This is a genomic window from Arcicella rosea (assembly GCF_040543805.1).
Taxonomy (GTDB): Bacteria; Bacteroidota; Bacteroidia; order Cytophagales; family Spirosomataceae; genus Arcicella; species Arcicella rosea.
Map to the genome: position 1 here is coordinate 343,542 of NZ_JBEUMS010000004.1, position 18,106 is coordinate 361,647.

Annotated in this window: 16 protein-coding genes; 9 read left to right on the top strand and 7 right to left on the bottom strand. The window is 34.4% G+C overall.

Features of this window, described 5'->3' with window-relative positions; genetic code table 11:
- Positions 1-26 precede the first annotated feature (26 nt).
- The 7 genes from thiC (at position 27) to moeB (ending at position 7,299) form a co-directional block, all read left to right on the top strand.
- Positions 27-1,883 carry a phosphomethylpyrimidine synthase ThiC gene (gene thiC, locus ABID42_RS07695; protein WP_367283133.1) on the top strand — a complete coding sequence of 619 codons (1,857 nt, stop codon included), beginning with the start codon at positions 27-29 and terminating at the stop codon, positions 1,881-1,883.
- A gap of 152 nt (positions 1,884-2,035) precedes the next feature.
- On the top strand, positions 2,036-2,638 hold the full coding sequence (locus tag ABID42_RS07700) for a thiamine phosphate synthase (protein ID WP_367283134.1): 603 nt from the start codon (positions 2,036-2,038) through the stop codon (positions 2,636-2,638).
- A complete protein-coding gene (locus ABID42_RS07705; RefSeq protein ID WP_367283135.1) occupies positions 2,628-3,383 on the top strand; it encodes a hydroxymethylpyrimidine/phosphomethylpyrimidine kinase in 756 nt (251 codons plus the stop codon). Before ABID42_RS07700 ends, ABID42_RS07705 begins: the two co-directional genes overlap by 11 nt.
- Positions 3,380-4,033, top strand: coding sequence for a thiamine phosphate synthase (locus tag ABID42_RS07710; protein ID WP_367283136.1), 654 nt, complete (start codon positions 3,380-3,382; stop codon positions 4,031-4,033). Before ABID42_RS07705 ends, ABID42_RS07710 begins: the two co-directional genes overlap by 4 nt.
- On the top strand, positions 4,014-4,784 hold the full coding sequence (locus ABID42_RS07715) for a thiazole synthase (RefSeq protein ID WP_367283137.1): 771 nt from the start codon (positions 4,014-4,016) through the stop codon (positions 4,782-4,784). Before ABID42_RS07710 ends, ABID42_RS07715 begins: the two co-directional genes overlap by 20 nt.
- Positions 4,785-4,963: 179 nt before the next feature.
- Entirely contained in the window at positions 4,964-6,079 is a 1,116-nt protein-coding gene (thiH, locus tag ABID42_RS07720) for a 2-iminoacetate synthase ThiH (protein ID WP_367283138.1), read from the top strand.
- 167 nt (positions 6,080-6,246) lie between these two features.
- Positions 6,247-7,299: a molybdopterin-synthase adenylyltransferase MoeB gene (moeB, locus tag ABID42_RS07725; protein WP_367283139.1), complete on the top strand. Its 1,053-nt coding sequence runs from the start codon at positions 6,247-6,249 to the stop codon at positions 7,297-7,299.
- 615 nt (positions 7,300-7,914) lie between these two features.
- Here the strand turns inward: moeB and ABID42_RS07730 are convergent.
- Positions 7,915-9,867 carry a sialate O-acetylesterase gene (locus tag ABID42_RS07730; RefSeq protein ID WP_367283140.1) on the bottom strand — a complete coding sequence of 651 codons (1,953 nt, stop codon included), beginning with the start codon at positions 9,865-9,867 and terminating at the stop codon, positions 7,915-7,917.
- 160 nt (positions 9,868-10,027) lie between these two features.
- On the opposite strand from ABID42_RS07730, the gene ABID42_RS07735 reads away from it, so the two are divergent.
- Complete coding sequence (locus tag ABID42_RS07735; protein ID WP_367283141.1) at positions 10,028-10,894, top strand: helix-turn-helix domain-containing protein; 867 nt, start codon at positions 10,028-10,030, stop codon at positions 10,892-10,894.
- A 90-nt stretch (positions 10,895-10,984) separates the two neighbouring features.
- The gene (locus tag ABID42_RS07740; RefSeq protein WP_367283142.1) at positions 10,985-11,566 is read left to right on the top strand and encodes an NAD(P)H-dependent oxidoreductase; all 582 of its coding nucleotides are present in this window, start codon (positions 10,985-10,987) and stop codon (positions 11,564-11,566) included.
- Between the two features lie 140 nt (positions 11,567-11,706).
- Here the strand turns inward: ABID42_RS07740 and ABID42_RS07745 are convergent, their stop codons facing one another.
- From ABID42_RS07745 to ABID42_RS07770, 6 genes are all read right to left on the bottom strand, one after another.
- Entirely contained in the window at positions 11,707-12,471 is a 765-nt protein-coding gene (locus ABID42_RS07745; protein WP_367283143.1) for a LytR/AlgR family response regulator transcription factor, read from the bottom strand.
- Position 12,472: 1 nt separating this feature from the next.
- On the bottom strand, positions 12,473-14,326 hold the full coding sequence (locus ABID42_RS07750) for a sensor histidine kinase (protein ID WP_367283144.1): 1,854 nt from the start codon (positions 14,324-14,326) through the stop codon (positions 12,473-12,475).
- A 546-nt stretch (positions 14,327-14,872) separates the two neighbouring features.
- Complete coding sequence (locus tag ABID42_RS07755; RefSeq protein ID WP_367283145.1) at positions 14,873-16,180, bottom strand: SGBP N-terminal domain-containing protein; 1,308 nt, start codon at positions 16,178-16,180, stop codon at positions 14,873-14,875.
- 107 nt (positions 16,181-16,287) lie between these two features.
- Positions 16,288-16,980, bottom strand: coding sequence for a hypothetical protein (locus ABID42_RS07760; RefSeq protein ID WP_367283146.1), 693 nt, complete (start codon positions 16,978-16,980; stop codon positions 16,288-16,290).
- Positions 16,981-17,360: 380 nt separating this feature from the next.
- Positions 17,361-17,903 (bottom strand): REP-associated tyrosine transposase, encoded by a 543-nt coding sequence (locus ABID42_RS07765; protein WP_367283147.1) that lies wholly within the window; start codon positions 17,901-17,903, stop codon positions 17,361-17,363.
- Positions 17,904-17,907: 4 nt separating this feature from the next.
- Positions 17,908-18,106, bottom strand: a 199-nt coding sequence (locus ABID42_RS07770; protein ID WP_367283148.1) for a hypothetical protein, incomplete at its 5' end; no start/stop codon positions are given.

Consider the following 18,106-nt stretch of genomic DNA (forward strand, 5'->3'; position numbering starts at 1 on the left):
GAATCCTCCAAAAACTAATGAAAAACATGAAGAAAACAGAAAAAACTCCTCAGACTGAAACCATCAGTAGAGCGCCATTTCCTGCATCAAAAAAAGTATATGTTCAGGGAGAAATACATGATATTCAAGTAGCAATGCGTGAAATATCTTTGTCAGATACTTTGGTAAATGGTAAAGTGATGTCAAAAAATGCACCCGTTACGGTATATGATACCAGTGGACCTTTTACAGACCCCAATATTGATATTGATGTAAGAAAAGGTTTGCCAAGATTACGTCAATCATGGATTGTAAATCGTGGAGACGTAGAAGAATTAGAAGGTATTTCTTCAAATTATGGTCGTGAACGTTTGGCAAATCCAGCTTTGGATTCACTTCGTTTTGAACATTTGAAGAAGCCATTAAGAGCGAAAGCAGGGCAAAATGTTTCGCAATTGCATTATGCCAAAAAAGGAATTATTACGCCAGAAATGGAGTACATTGCCATCCGTGAAAACCAGAAAATTGATGCTTTGAAAAGTATCGGACACCAACACGAAGGACATAGTTTCGGAGCAAATACGCCAAAGGGTTTAATAACGCCAGAGTTTGTACGTTCGGAAGTGGCAATGGGTAGAGCTGTTATTCCTAATAATATTAATCACCCAGAAAGTGAACCAATGATTATTGGGCGTAACTTTTTGGTGAAAGTAAATGCCAATATTGGTAATTCTGCGGTTTCATCGAACATCGAAGAAGAAGTAGAAAAAACCGTTTGGGCTTGTCGCTGGGGTGCTGATACCATCATGGATTTATCGACAGGTAAAAATATCCACGAAACCCGTGAGTGGATTATCCGTAATTCTCCTGTACCAATTGGCACAGTACCGATTTACCAAGCTTTAGAAAAAGTAGGAGGAAAGGCAGAAGATTTAACTTGGGAGATTTTCAGAGATACGTTAATTGAACAAGCAGAACAAGGCGTTGATTACTTTACGATTCATGCAGGCGTGTTGTTGAGATATGTGCCAATGACGGCAAAAAGAGTAACGGGAATTGTTTCTCGTGGAGGAAGTATCATGGCAAAATGGTGTTTGGCTCATCATAAAGAGAATTTCCTTTACACACATTTTGAAGAAATCTGCGAAATCATGAAAGCTTATGATGTAGCTTTTTCTTTGGGGGACGGACTTCGTCCTGGAAGTATTGCTGATGCCAATGATGCCGCTCAATTTGCTGAATTAGAAACTTTGGGTGAATTGACGAAAATCGCTTGGAAACATGATGTACAAACCATCATAGAAGGGCCGGGTCACGTGCCGATGCACTTGATTAAAGAAAATATGGACAAGCAATTGAAAGAATGTCACGAAGCACCTTTTTACACACTTGGACCATTGACAACTGACATTGCTCCAGCTTATGACCATATTACTTCTGGGATTGGTGCAGCCATGATTGGCTGGTTTGGTTGTGCAATGCTTTGTTATGTTACACCAAAAGAACATTTAGGTTTGCCAAACAAAGAAGATGTGAAAGTGGGAGTAATCACTTATAAAATTGCTGCACATGCTGCCGACCTTGCCAAAGGACATTATGGTGCGCAAATTCGTGATAATGCTTTAAGTAAAGCTCGTTTTGAATTCCGTTGGGAAGATCAATTCAATTTAGCACTTGATCCAGATACTGCTCGTGAATATCACGACGAAACTTTACCTGCCGAAGGAGCAAAAATTGCTCACTTTTGTTCAATGTGTGGTCCAAATTTCTGCTCAATGAAAATCACGAAAGAAGTACGTGATTATGCTGATAATATGGGTGTAGAGGAACAAGAAGCTTTGACAAAAGGCATGGCAGAAAGAGCTAAAGTATTCGTTGAGCAAGGTTCAGAAGTGTATATTTAATTGTGAATTAGTGAGTTGTGATTGAGTGATTTTTCTATTAGCAGGCGAATTAATTCGCCTGCTAATAGAAAAATCCTGATTGAGGAAGTTTAATTCATTTTTAATAATCACTAATTCGCAATTCACTCAATCACTAAATAATTAAAGTAAATATGCAAAAAGTAATTCTATCAAATCCGACTGATTTTGACGGTGAAATCGCCATCATTGAGCAATTATTGATGGAGGAATCATTGATTTTTCACCTTAGAAAACCTGATAAAAACTTGAAACAGTTAGAGGATTTTTTAAGAAGTATTCCTGCAAAGTTTTACAAGAAAATTGTATTGCATTCGCATCATGAGTTGATTAAAAAGTATAATCTAAGAGGAATTCATATTACCGAAGCAATCCGACAAAATATGGATGAAACCGTAATGTCAAACATGATTAAGCTTTTCAGAAACAGAGGACTTAGCGTTAGTTTTTCATTACATACTTTAAATGCCATCGAGAATTTAAGTTTTAAAGCTGATTATGTTTTTTTAAGTCCCATTCTAAAAAGTATTTCTAAAACAGACTATATCGGTGCTTTTACGATGGATGAATTACAGTTTTTCTTTCAAGTTCGTAAAAGTAAAACGCCTGTTTATGCTTTAGGAGGAATTCGAGAAGAAAATTCAGCGTTTTTGAAACGGATTGGTTTTCAGGGATTTGTATTGATGGGGGCAGTTTGGGAAAAGTATTTTCAAGAAGAAAATCAAAATGATAAATAGACCTTTCGTATTAAGTATTGCAGGTTTTGACCCAAGTGCTGGTGCAGGAATTTTAGCAGATATAAAAACCTTTGAACAGCAAGAAACCTATGGTTTGGGTGTTTGTTCTGCCATTACTTTTCAAGACGAAAGCTATTTTGAAGGCGTAAACTGGCTCGATAACAAGCAAATTATTCATCAAGCTAAATTACTTTTTGATAAGTACTCCATTGATTTTGTAAAAATTGGATTGATTCAATCTTTACAAGATTTAGATGAAATCATTTCGATACTTTTAGACTGGAATCCAAATCTGAAAATCATTTGGGATCCAATTCTAAAAGCCAGTGCAGGTTTTGATTTTCATTCAGAAATCAATGCCATTTTATTGGAAAAAATCTTGAAAAAGATTTATCTCATCACGCCCAATTTGCCTGAAGTAAGACAATTGATACAAGGAGATTTTTCAGATGAAGAAAAGGCTTTAAAACTCAGTAAGCTTTGTCACGTTTATTTAAAAGGCGGACATTCTGAAAATAAGTTTTGTAAAGATATTTTATTCTTTGACAATCAAACATTTCATTTTAAGGCTGGAAGAATTCCAAACGGAGAAAAACATGGTTCTGGCTGTGTACTTTCTTCGGCAATCACTGCTAATCTGGCAAAATCTCTTCCTATTCAGCAAGCTTGCGAAAATGCCAAGCAGTACATGAATCAAATTTTAAAGAGTAATCCCAATTTATTGGCTTACCATTTTCAAGCATGAAGATTTCAAAATTACATTATATCACACAAGATTTAACCCATATTCCGCATTGGGAACAAGCCCGTTTGGCTTGCGAAGGCGGAGCAGATTGGGTGCAACTCCGAGTAAAAAATCAAGATTTTGATGCTTGGAAACAAACAGCTTTGAAAACACAAGCAATTTGTAAGGCTTTCGGAGCAACTTTGATTATTAACGACAATGTACAAATTGCCAAAGAGATTCAAGCGGACGGCGTGCATTTGGGGAAAACCGATGCTTCGCCGATTGAAGCGAGAACCATTTTAGGCGAAAATTATATCATCGGTGGTACTTCTAATACTTTTGAAGACCTCGCTTTTTTGCATGAAGCCAAAGTGAATTATATCGGTTTAGGACCATTTCGTTTTACCAAAACCAAACAGAATTTAAGTCCGATTTTGGGTTTAGAAAAGTATCAAAGTCTTTTGGCAAAATGCAAAATTGCAGATTTGAATTTGCCCATTGTAGGCATTGGAGGCGTTTTGTTGAGTGATGTTGAAGATTTATTGTTGGCTGGTTTGCATGGAATAGCGGTTTCTTCGGTCATAAATTTGGCTGAAAAACCTTCAGAAGTAACAAGTGATTTTATGAAAGCTTTAAATGAAAAATACCATGTTGAACATTGCAAATAAAGAATTTTCATCCAGACTTTTTACGGGTACTGGGAAGTTTTCGTCATTGACTTTGATGGAAGAAAGTTTGTTGGCATCTGGTTCTGAATTAGTGACTGTGGCTTTAAAAAGAGTGCATTTGCATCAGCAAACGGATGATATTTTGAGTCATTTAACGAATCCTCAGTTTAATTTATTACCCAATACTTCGGGCGTGAGAAATGCCAAAGAAGCAATTTTTGCCGCACAATTGGCCAGAGAAGCTTTGGAAACTAATTGGTTGAAATTAGAAATTCACCCCGACCCCAAATATCTTTTACCTGATGCCATTGAAACATTAAAAGCAGCGGAAGAATTGGTAAAATTAGGTTTTGTGGTATTGCCTTACATTCATGCCGACCCTGTTTTGTGTAAGCGTTTGGAAGAAGTTGGTGTAGCGGCTGTGATGCCTTTGGGTTCGCCAATTGGAACGAATAAAGGTTTGAAAACAATAGATTTTCTAGAAATTATCATCGAACAAAGCAATGTGCCTGTGGTGGTGGATGCTGGCATTGGCTCGCCTTCGGATGCCGCAAAAGCAATGGAATTGGGTGCGGATGCTGTGTTGGTGAATACGGCTATTGCGGTTTCAGAAAATCCAGTTCAAATGGCAAAAGCTTTTAAAATGGCAGTTGAAGCAGGAAGAATGGCTTATGAAGCCCGACTTGCTCCAAAAACAAATCATGCCATTGCCAGTAGCCCGCTAACGGGATTTCTTTCAATTGTGAATTAGTGATTGAGTGAGTTAGTGATTTTTTAACTTTAGATAGCTATTTTCTTGGTAATGAGTCGTTTGTATTTACTTGTAGCACAAAAATAAATTTGTTTTTCGGGAAACTTATCATCGTAAAATTGCAATTGAACTCACTCAATCACTAATTCACAATTCACTCATTCACTCAATAAATATCCATGAATTTCTTTCAAAATATTTTTCAACAATACTCTTGGGCGGAGGTTCAGCAGAGTATTTTGTCGAAAACTGCTGCTGATGTACGACGAGCTTTAAATACTTCTCGAAGAAATTTAGAAGATTTCAAAGCCTTGATTTCGCCTGCCGCTATGCCATTTTTGGAAGAAATGGCAAACGTAAGTCAGCAATTGACACAAAAACGTTTTGGTAAAACCATTCAAATGTATGTTCCTTTGTATTTGTCGAATGAATGTCAGAATATTTGTACTTATTGTGGTTTTAGTTTTGATAATAAAATCAAGCGAAAAACGCTGGCAGATAAAGAGATTTTAGCAGAAGTAGCCATGCTAAAAGCCATGAATTACGACCATGTCCTGCTTGTAACAGGCGAAGCAAATCAGACTGTTGGCGTACCTTATTTGAAAAATGTAATCAAATTAATTCGTCCGTTTTTCTCGCATATTTCAATGGAAGTACAACCTTTGGATGAAACAGATTATACCGAATTGATTGCCGAAGGTTTGAATACTGTGTTGGTTTACCAAGAAACCTATCATCAAGAAGATTATAAGTTGCATCATCCAAAAGGGAAAAAGTCTAATTTTGAGTACAGAATTCAAACGCCCGACCGCTTAGGAAAAGCGGGAATTCATAAAATGGGTTTAGGTGTTTTGATTGGTTTGGAAGATTGGCGGACGGATTCTTTCTTCACAGCTTTGCATTTAGATTATTTAGAAAAACATTATTGGCAAACGAAGTATTCTATTTCTTTTCCGAGATTACGACCATTTTCAGGAGGATTAGAGCCTAAAGTGGTAATGTCTGATGCGGAATTGGTACAGTTGATTTGTGCGTACAGAATTTTTAAGGAAGAAGTAGAACTTTCTATTTCGACGAGAGAGAACGAAATTTTTAGAAATAACATTATTAAATTGGGCATTACTGCCATGAGTGCGGGTTCAAAAACTAATCCAGGTGGTTATGTCGTTGAGCCAGAATCGTTGGAACAATTTGAGATTTCAGACGAAAGAAGTCCTGAAACGATTGCGAAAATGATACAGCAACAAGGCTACGAGCCTGTTTGGAAGGATTGGGAGATGTTTAATTGTGATTGAGTGATTTTTTAATTGTGAATTAGTGAGTTGTGATTGAGTGAATTGTGAATTAGTGATTTCTAAATTGAAATAAATGAATTTTTAGGGAACTCAATTTGGATAAAACTCCTTTCCAATCAAAAATTCACTAACTCACAATTCACTCAATCACTAAATAAGTATAAGCAATGGATTTTCAGCGTTATAATCGCCAAATAATTTTACCAGAAATTGGTTTTGAAGGTCAGCAAAAACTGAATGATGCACGAGTATTAGTCATTGGTGCAGGTGGTTTGGGCTGTCCGATTTTGCAGTATTTAGTTGCCGCTGGCGTTGGGAATTTAGGCATTGTAGATGCTGATACCGTTTCTATTTCTAATCTTCAAAGACAAATTCTTTATACCACTGACGACCTCAATAAAAAGAAAGTTGTAGTTGCGAAAGAGCGTTTGTTAGCCATTAATCCCAATGTAAATATTGAGATTTTTCCTGTTAATCTTGATACAGAAAATGCTCTTGACCTCTTTGGAAAATACGATATTATTGTAGATGGTTCTGATAATTTTGCCACTCGTTATTTAGTAAATGATGCTTCGGTAATGTTGAATAAACCTTTTGTATCAGGCTCGATTTTTAAGTTTGAAGGACAAGTATCAGTTTTTAATTATCAAAATGGACCAACTTATCGTTGCTTATATGCTGAACCACCAACGGCTGGAAGTGTCCCGAATTGTTCTGAAATTGGTGTAATTGGTACTTTGGCAGGTATAATCGGAACAATGCAAGCGGCAGAAGTGATTAAAATGATTACTGGTGCAGGCGAAGTATTGTCGGCTAAATTATTAGTTTTTGATATGCTTTCGATGCGTTCGCAAATTATTAAATTTAAGGCTGTTGCTGAAAATAAAGCTATTACAAAATTGCTTGATTATCAAGTAATATGTGGCGATTTTCCTATTGAAAATACGGATACAATTGACAAAGAAAGGGTAGAAAAATGGTTAGAAGAAGAGAAAGATTTTCAACTAATTGATGTCAGAAATCCACACGAATTTGAGCGTGATAATATCGGTGGAATCAATATTCCTTTAGATGATTTATTGGAAAGTATTCACGAGCTTGATATAGATAAGGAAATCGTTTTTTGTTGTCAAACGGGTTTACGAAGTGCCAAAGCCATTGAATTATTGAAATCAGTAGGGGTGGAGGGAAGGTTTTTAAACTTGGCTGGTGGAATTTGAAAAGCTGTTATCTGTGTAACTGTTAACGGTTATCAGTTTTTAAATTTCATTAATTTAGAAGTATTCAGTAAGTACAATACGGATAACAAATTTCGAATAACAGATAACAGTTTTCCAGAAAACAAAAAAGCCGAAACCAAATTAGCTTCGACTTTAAACATTAACCATTTTTATATTCTTATCATTCCTATTAAGGAATTAATTATTATCTGCCTTTGTAAGCTAAGAGTAAAAAATCTTGCAAATATACTTATTTTAAGTACTTAATTTTGCAAGTCTATCATAAACTTCTCAATAAGTACGAATATCGTAACAAGAATATTGTCTAAGCTTTTATTTAAGTAAGTACGCAAAAAATATTGGTTATAATCTATTATGCTTTTTTAGTGTGTAAAATCTGTAGTGGTAACCTTTACGGTTACCGTTTTTTATTTCAGTCAAACGGTAAGCCATAAAGGTTACTACCACACATTTTTCTGTTAGTATAATCCTATTACTTAAACTTATCTTGTGCAATTTAGGATTTATAGCCTAATCGAGAAACAAATAAAACCCTTTCAAGGTATATAAATGTACCTGAAAGGGTTTTATTTTCAAACAATAAAAAGCCTAAAGCTATTCAAACTTATTATTGGCAGTTACTCCTTGCCAAGTATCCGTTCTGAATGAATTGGCTGGTAAGCCTTCTGAATTAAATAAATTCGCATCCATTGGCGAATCTGCCCAAGCGTATCTTACGGCAACGGCTTTCAAGCCTTTTGGATGATAAATCACTACTTTATTATCAACAATTTCAGCTTTAGCATAATAGAATACTTTGTCTTCACCAGCAATTTCAAAGCCTTTTAAGTAACCAAACTTATCATTTACTTGTAAACCCTTAGCAATATGTTTGAAGCTAACAGTAGCTTTGGCATTATCAAAAGCAACAGCATCAAACATTGGAGAACTGTATTCAATGTTTTGTCCGAAATCTTTTTTCAAAGCATTTATTGCTAAACGATGTCCAACGTCTTGTTTGTTTGTTGGGTGAATATCATAAGGATTTCCAATGTCTGTAATCACCGCCATACCTGTTTTAGGCAGAGAAAGTGTCATTGTTTGTGCTTCTCGCAATTCTGCCCAATTACTTCCTTGATTACTGTTTTGGTAGCCACCATAATTAGCTAATTGTACGAAGTAAAACGAGAAATCATCGTTCCATTTTCTACGCCAATCTTCAATCATCAAGGGGAAACTTTGGCGATATTGATAAGCTCTGCCTGCATTAGTTTCACCTTGATACCATAATGAGCCACGAATGGCAAAAGGTATAATCGGTGCAATCATGGCATTGTAAATTGTTGTACCAATATTATTACTTAAATGTACATATTCGTGTGGTTCAGCAAAAGCTGGCATTAATCGCCAACCGTTGGAAATGACAATTTTTTGATTTCCTGCCTCAACATACAAATCATTGGCAGAACCTTGTAATCCTAAACCATACCAAGGCAAACTAATCATTTTTCCGAATTTAACAACAAGTTGATTCGCTCCCGTTTTCCAAGTATTGATTGGAACGGTAATTTTACGAACACCTTTGATGATACCAGCGGACACTAATTTTCCATTGATATAAATCTCATTATAACTATCGTTTTCAGCTAAAGCCAAAGTTGACTGTTGAGTCACAAATTCTGCTGGCACATCAATATAACGAGCCATATAGCCCGAACCACGATAAGCCCAAATGCCTTTCCAATCCCATTGTCCCATCGGATTATCCGCATAATGCCATTTTGAAATATCATAATTAGCTTCCAAATACTTCTTTTCGTCGGCTACAGTTGGATTGATATTCGCCCCTAAAAGTTGTTTCTGTACTTTTTTGTCATGGAAAAGGTCGGCATCTTTCCAGTTGTTCGGTAAGTTTTCTGCATAACTTTTTAGTTCGTTATTGCTCAACATTGCTTCTTTACTAATCCAACCTTCTACTTGTGAACCACCCCAAGAAGAATGAACCAAACCAATAGGAATATTTAGTTTTTGATATAATTCACGAGCAAAGAAGAAACCTACCGCTGTAAAATCACCAATGGTTTCAGCAGAAGCTACTTTCCACTCGCCCGTTTTTAAATCCGCTTGTGGTGTCATGGTTACGTCATGCTCTACGAAGAAATGTCTGATTTTGGGAAAATCAGCATTCTTCTTTTCTTCTTGAAAATTATTGGCTTGCGAGGTTCTCCATTCCATGTTCGACTGCCCCGAACATAACCAAACTTCTCCAATCAAAATATCGTTTACACTAACATTACCAGATTTAGCGGTTGCCGTCATTTTATAAGGCCCGCCAGCTTCTAAAGGAGAAAACTTAACCATCCATTTTCCAGAAGCATCAGCTTGTGTACTTTGTGTTTGTCCCGCCAAAGTAAGGCTTACTTTTTCATTAGCATTTGCCCAACCCCAAACAGGAATCGGTTTTTGTCTTTGTAATACTACGTGGTCGGAGAAAAGCCTAGCCAATTTTACTTGTGCAAAGCTTGTTGTAGCGATAAATGTTAAGCAGATAAAAAGGATTTTTTTCATAATAGAGAGTGACAGATTAATGTTTCACCGAAATTTACAGGAAAGGGTTTATAAAATTGTAGGTTGTTGTTGGGATTAGTTGAAATTGTTGTGATTAAACGACTAAAAGCCATCGACTAGTTATTTAAAAACATTTATCTGAAATGTTTAACTTTACTTCATGATAGTTTATAAAGACATTGAAGCGTTTAATCAATATGTTGGTTTGCCAAAACCTTTGGACAATGACATCAATATTGGGATGTATGATGGAATTAAGATGCGCCTGTATTCTGAACCCATTATGATTGATTTCTATCGTATTTCTATCAAAACTAATTATGTTGATATTTATGCTTCTGACTATAATCCAGATAATCCTCAAGCGATAAAAGGAGTGTTTTTTGATAGTCCTGAACATCCATTGGCTTGGGATGTTCAACAAGAAGTGAATGGCATGTATTTGCAGATTTCAAAAAAACTGATTGAAGAAAATCGGTTTCTGTTTCAAAATGCACTAGAGTACGGTCAACACGAAGTCCTAATAATGAATGATATTGAATTGGAGGAAATAAAGCTTGTTTTTTATCAATTGTACAAACATTACCAACTGCCTCAGGAAAACAAAAACGTACTGATTTCATACATTCATGTGTTGATTTCATTACTAGAATCTTTTTATACTCGTCAATTTTCTACTGATATTAAAAAGTATAATCATATCGTTTCAGAATTCCAGTTTTTACTTAATACTTACTTTGATAAAGAGGTTCAGGAACTTCCAAGTGTAAAGTATTTTGCCCATCAGATGATGCTATCTCCCAATTATTTAGGCGATATTATTAAGCATTTTACGAATAAAACCGCTATTGAAACTATCCAAATATTTGTAATTGAACAAGCTAAAAAACGAATTCAACAAGGGGATTTAAGCATTGCTGAAATTGCCTATCAACTTGGCTTTGAGTATCCTAACTATTTTGCAAAGATGTTTAAAAAGCATGTAGGAGTAAGTCCGACAGCATTTAAGAATCATAAGAAACCATGATTCTGTAAAAAGTATCTGCTTCTCTAGTAATTTGTTTCAGTGCTTTGTTGAGGTTCAACATAATTTTGCAAATAATAAAATAATGCAAAAATGAAGAACATACTAATTATTAACGGACACGAATATTACCCTTTTTCAGAAGGGAAACTTACAGAAACACTTATCCACAAAGCTACAGTTTTGCTAGAAGAAAAAAACTATGAGGTAAAGACAAGCTCAGTAAAAGCATGGGATGTTGATGAGGAAATAGGCAAACATCAATGGGCAGATGCGATTATTTTACAGTTTCCATCCAACTGGATGATGATTCCTTGGTCTTTGAAAAAGTATTTTGATGAAGTTTTTACAGCAGGGATGATGGGTATATTATGCGATGGTGATGGAAGGACATCTAAAACACCCAAAACTAATTATGGAACAGGAGGGGTGCAGAAAGGAAAAAAATATATGCTTTCGGCCACTTTTAATGCGCCAGAGGAAGCCTTCAATAATCCCGAAGAATACTTATTTCAAGGGAAAAGTGTAGATGATTTATTTTTCCCGATACACATGAATTATCGCTTTTTTGGTATGGAACAGTTACCAACTTTTGCTTGCTATGATGTGATGAAAAATCCAACGATTGAAGAAGATTTCATTAGATTAGAAACACATATTAAAGCGGTATTTTAGTGAAAGTATGCTAGTGCATATTTTCCAATTATCTGGCGAATTAATTCGCCAGATAATTGGAAAAAGAGTGAAAGATTTCTGCCATTGTTGTAGCTTTCTCTAACGAGGCTTGTTCACTCATGGTATGACTGACGGTATTATTAATAAAATCCAAGGTTAATTTTTATACTTTCTGAGTAACTTCTTCCCGAAGTAATATTTGTGTTTTTAGTATCATTCAGCGTAATGATGAATTTACTGTTGAAATATTTCTGGGCTTCTTTGATATAATCTTTGTTAAGAATTATTCCCCTGTGAATGCGTAAAAAATTATCGGGCAATTTGTTTTCTAAGCTTGCAATTGTTTCTGTACTTAAAAACGTTCCCATTTCTGAATGGATGGTTGTATAATTACTATCAGCTTCAAAATAGGACACTTCTTCCAGTTTTATAAAAATGATTTTATCGTTTTTTTTAACCGTGATAGAAGTCATTCTTTTATGTTCTTTCCTATTGGTAATCTCTTTTAAAACTTTTAGAAGCTCATCGGAAGAACTTTTAATATGAAAGTTTTTTAATTTCTGAACGGTTTTTTCAATACGTTCTGATTTAACAGGTTTAACTAAATAATCAATACTGTTGGTTTCAAAAGCCTCTAAAGAATATTGGTCGTAAGCCGTACAAAAAATAACCATTGGGATAGTTTTTAACCGTGCCAATAATTCAAAACCAGTACAACCGGGCATCTCAATATCTAAAAAAATAATGTCAGGATTTAATGCTTCAATTTTTTGCTGTGCCTCCGTTCCGTTTTGAGCTGTGTCAATAACATCAAACGTTTCAGGGAATTCTTTTAGTAAATTAAGCAAACCTAGTCTAGCAGGTGCTTCATCGTCAATAATGATAGTGGAATAGCGTTTGTTCATGTTAGATAGATTCAGGAATTGTAATAATAATCATTTTTTGTGGTGTATTTGTCCAGTTTAAAGTGGCTTTGTCTCCATAGGTCAATCGCAACAAATCAAAAACCGTTTGCAAGCCGTGTCCACTTAATAAACCTTCTGGAAAATCAGGGCCATTATCACTTACCGAAATCTTAATCTCATTTTGTTCTTTTGCAATTTGTAAATCAATTTTGCCAATGCCTTCATTTCTTGAAATTCCGTGTTTCACTGCATTTTCCACCAATGGCTGAATTAAAAATAAAGGGATTTCATGGTTTTCTAAATCTTTATCTACTGTTACGGAAAATTGTAAACGCTCACCAAAACGAATTTTCTCTATGTCTAAATAGGTTTTCACCATTTCAACTTCATCATGAACCGTACTTGTTTTCTTATCTTTTCTGTTAATGGAATATTTAAACAAATCCGATAATGAATGAGCCATTTTTTGAGTTTTCTGAGCATCTACAGGTGCTAAACTGGCAATAGAGTTTAAAGAATTGTACAGGAAATGGGGATTTATTTGGGATTGTAACGATTTTAATTCGGCTTTCGCTTTTAGTTCTCTTAAATTGGCAAGCTTTGTTTCATTTTCTATTATTAAATATCTTTCTTTAAAAAGAAAATAACCTATTAATGCTCTGAGTGATGCAGTTGCCATTAAAAGTAAAAATATTTGAGATAAAGCTAAATAATCTTGTCGGTAATCTAGTGTATTTTTCAAGATAAAAAAGTAAATCAGCAAACATCCAAAAGGCAAAAATCCCGTTGATAAAAAGATTAATCCAGTCTTTGCCAATAAGTTTTTTACTGTTTTTTGAATTTTCAACTCAATAAAACGAAACAAATAGAGAAAAGGAAATAAAATTACTAGCAATAAAGTAGTTGATATGATAGTGTCATATCTAATGATTGGAACTTTTTGATAATCATCAGGTATCGTTAAAAAATCATAAAAAGAGATACAGAACACAATTATTACATCTACCAATACTAATGCTATTACGGCTATAATACCAAACAAAAGCCAATCGTTCTTTACTTTAACATTGACTGATTGATATATTTTATGAATAAAAAACAATCCTAATAATATTAAAATAAGTGCAGGTAAAAATATAATAGCCACTGGGTTTTTTACCCACCATAAAGAAGCGTCTCTACTGAAAATTTTAGCGTCTTCTATCTTTTTTAAGACACTTTCTTTAAATTGACTTTCTGCTTTTGCCAGTCTTTCTTCGAAGCCTTTTTTGTAAACTTCTCTAATAATTGCCTTGTCTTCATCATTTAAAGGAACATTGCTGTTTGATTGTTTATATACTGGATTAAAAATACTATTCCTTTTTTCTTCTATTGGTGGATAGGCAAAATTGCCTCCGACCAATGTTTTGGCTATTCGGGATTCCCAAGATTTTTTAATTTCTAAATCCGTCGTTATGTCATCAATTCTATAAATATAAAGCTCGCAACTTGTATATCTTTGCCGTTGCTTTTGAGGCCCAAAAATACCAGTTGTATAATTATTCCCATCTTTGACAACAGTATTTAAAACATTAATTTTAATATTTGATTTCTCTGATTTTGAAAATTGGATTGCAATTGTTTCTGTTAACGCATCTAATTTCTTTAAAACATTACCGATGGTTATCGAATCTTCTTTTGTATAATTTCCTTCTAAACTAACATAGATATCGGTGCCCCATTTGGTTATTTTTGGAAAATTATAATTTATTTCAACAATCTCTTCCCAAGGTTTTGCAGGAAGTTTTTCATGGTCTTGAGAAAAACAAGTCGTTCCCCAAATAAGAAAGACTAACAAGTAGTGTAATTTTTTCATGGTTGTAAATTTAAATGTTTATGCCACAAAAGAACTATAATAGTTGTTTGGCAAAAACAAGTTTCTTGTAAACTGCAAAATAGGCTTGCAAACTGCATTTAGATCATAAGAATAGCTTCATGGCAGTTGTGGAGATTATTATAGCAATAGAAAAGGAGCAATAGATTTAGTTTTTATAGAATATTCTTATAGAATAATTGTATCGTTTTAGAGTGGGATGCTCTTTTGCCTTAGGAGTCGTAGGAGAATCTACTCTCATGGCATGACTGACAGCAGATTGCTTTTACTCAAAATAATTTAATGAGTCATGACATGAGTATATAATACAGAGCCTTAGATTCTTTGCAAGAGATTTTTAATGTAGGCTCAAAATACTCTTATCCTTGGGAATATCCATTGGTTTGTGATTTCAGTTATGTCGAATTATATACCACCCTTGGTGGTGTTTTCACCACCAAGCCTTTCGTCAGCAATCCACCAGCTAACAATGTTCAGATAATTCCGCCCTTCTTGGTATTTTTTACCAACAAGTCTTGTTATTCCCCCTTACTCATAACTAATTGACATATCCTGAGCAAGTGCATATCCTTGGTTTACTACAATTCTTGTAACTCTACCTTGTGAATCTAAGGTTGGAGTAATATCTGCTCTTGTCTGTGTGCCTGAGCTATATTTTAAAGACCAGTAAAATGGTAACGTCTCTCCTAAATACAATAATGTTGTATTGTAGTTATAAGTATCTATTAATAAAAATTGTGTTTGTTTGGTTATCTCCCAAAGAGGATTCTTTACGTTAGAAAATGAAGTAATAGTATTCAACAAAGAACCATCGTATGTCTCGCTAGCAGCATTATGTTGAGTATACCATTTTATGTTTACAAATGAATCTGTTCCAAAATTACCTCCAGAAGTAAGGCTTTGGATTAAGAAGCCATCATCGTTATAAGTATATCTCGTTCTTCCTGCTATAATAGCCATTTCCCTTGCATTATAAGTATAAGTATCTGACGATACCGTTCCATCATCATATTTAGTCTCAATTTCTGTAATCAAGCCATTTTTATCTCTCTTAAAGGTTTTCTCTACAATCCAAGTCCCATTGTTTTCAACTGTTTTTGTTAATACGCCTTTTTCCCATGTCAATTTAATAGTTGATTTCACACTGACTCTTAACGGATTTGGTATGTAAGTAATAGAACTTGGTAAAGTACTGGTCGATACTGGTGCTTCTTTAGTAATCGTAGCCGTGTAAACCTGTGTGCTACCGTCTTCGGCAGTGACGGTAAAGCTGACTGGCTTAGAAAAATCTAAGATTGTCCCAGAAGCAGGAGTCACTTTGGCTCGTTCTGAAACGGCGATATTGGGCTTTAGTTTTGATAAATCTGCCGTGCTAGATACAGTTGCTGTGATAGTTTTGGTAGTATTATCTATTTTGGCAATGACTGCTGGTGAAAAATCATTGAATGAAAAACTTAAAATATCTTTTGCCGATAATTTTGTACGACTTACCTGTACTTTATAAGTAGCCGTAGAACCATCTTCTGCCGTAACGGTATAAGTAATATCATTACTGAAATCTTGTGCTTTACCAGTTTCTGGTGAAAGCTTTGCTTTGAGAGATACCGTAATAGAGGGTATCAATTTGCTAATATCTACCGTAGCAGGAACAACAGCTGTAATTTTTTTATTGGCTTCATCAATGGTAGCATCAACCACAGGTGTTAAGCCTGAAAAACTAAATTTAGTAATTTTCCTTTCAGAACTTTTTGAGATAATAATTTCTTCATTACAAGCCATTAATAATAGCATAATAGGCAGGTAGAAAAGTATGACTTTGGTGAACGTAGATTTCATTGGTTGTGCTAAAATTTCTGGTTTAGTAGTTGTTACTTATAACTTTGACAAATGCCCTTCGCTTGGCGTAATGTAGTAACACTATGCCAAGCGAAGGGATGTAAAATTTACTCCAAAAGATAGTCAACATCTTTATCAAAGTCGATATCATTATGTGGACTTCGGAGTACTAGTTTATTCCATGGTTTCCATCTATCTTTTAGCTCTCCTTCATTGGTTTTTTGATGATGTTCAATAATATTCTCAACATCTGATGATGCTAAAGTAATCTCAACAGGAATTTCTTTAAAACGCTTGTTTGAAGCAGTTCCTTTAAAATTTACTTGTCCATCTGCTATATTAAATTCAAAAATAGCGGAGTCCCATCTCTTTTTTCTAAATTGACCTTCAAACATCAACATCAACATCCGTTCATTTAACATTTGAGGAAAAACTCTTGTCCTTGAGAATAAATTATCAAGGTAGTATTCTCCATCCCAGAAATACTTTGATTCTATCTTACCATCTGAAAAAATACGATAAGTAATTCTGTTAAAACGAGTACTATCCGAACCTTGTGATTCAAGATAATAGTCATCGATAGGATCAATTGCATCGTCTATTTTGAATAATTCAGCACTTGAAATAAGATGCCCAATTGGTAGCTCATTATTTTCGTATAATAATGTAAGTTTCATTTTTTTACTTATTCCGGGATACATATAATATGCATTATATATATATTCATCCCATTTTACTTGCTCAAAAACAGTTAAAGTAGCTATTGTAATTTGTTGCTCTATTTCTTCTATATTTTGCATAATATTTATGGATTATTAATACTCCATGGAGTAATTTCTCCCGTTTTTAGATTAGTCATAGTCACTCTAAATCTTATTGGTCTTTTACTATTACCAGAAAAAGATGGTACAATTTCTATTTGAAATACATCACCAGCATTTGCCTCTCTGGTTGTTAAGATTATTCTTTTTTGTATTATTCGCATATTTTCATAAAACCTCCCAAACATCAATACCTGTATCTTCTAATATTTTACTAAAGAGGCTACTGGTTTCTAATTCTGTATCTTGAAGACTGCCCTCGCTTGGCGTAGTGTTCCTACACTACGTCAGAGTGAACTGCAATGTTACATTGCAAAAATGCAACGCATTTTATAAGTTTGTCGAATTGCAAAACTTTATTAAAGAAAATCTATTTCAATAAGGCTTCTCAATCCTGCATAATTTCTGGCACTACTGTATAACCAATCTTCGGGTTTTTCTACAAAACCTGCTCGTACTGGATTATTATGAATATAATCTAATTTTTGTTTGGTAAAATCTGCTTTGATACATGAAATAGCATGATTTTCATGCGTCCAAAATTGATAAAAACTACTCCTCACATTACTCTTTGCAGCAAATTCAAATCGTTTAAGCATCCAATCCCTACGGCTTTCTGGTTCTGTTGCTATTGCCTTTAAAATTTGTGATGCCGTGAATTTCTTAAAGTCCCTTATAACATTTGATAAATTACCTTCCTTTGCCATTGTTAGCAAATGTATATGATTGGTCATTACTACATAAGCATAGATTTGCAAGCCTTTTTCTTTTCTACAATAATCTAAACTATTAATAATTATATCTCGATGGTTTTTTCTACTGAAAACATCCACCCAATCAATCACTTGGAGCGTTAGGTAATAGAGACCCGACTGGTCATAGATTTGATAACCCTGTGGCATATTCTTAAATAGTTAAGTGTGATAAACTTCTAAATGCGTTGCATTTTTGCAATGTAACATTGCTGTACACTCTGACGTAGTGTAACACACTACGCCAAGCGAAGGGAAAACTCCAACCTTTACTTTTGCTTATTATTAATATTCTAAGAACAGAAAAAACATTACTACTATAATATTTTTCTTTTTTTGCTTCTTTTTTTCTT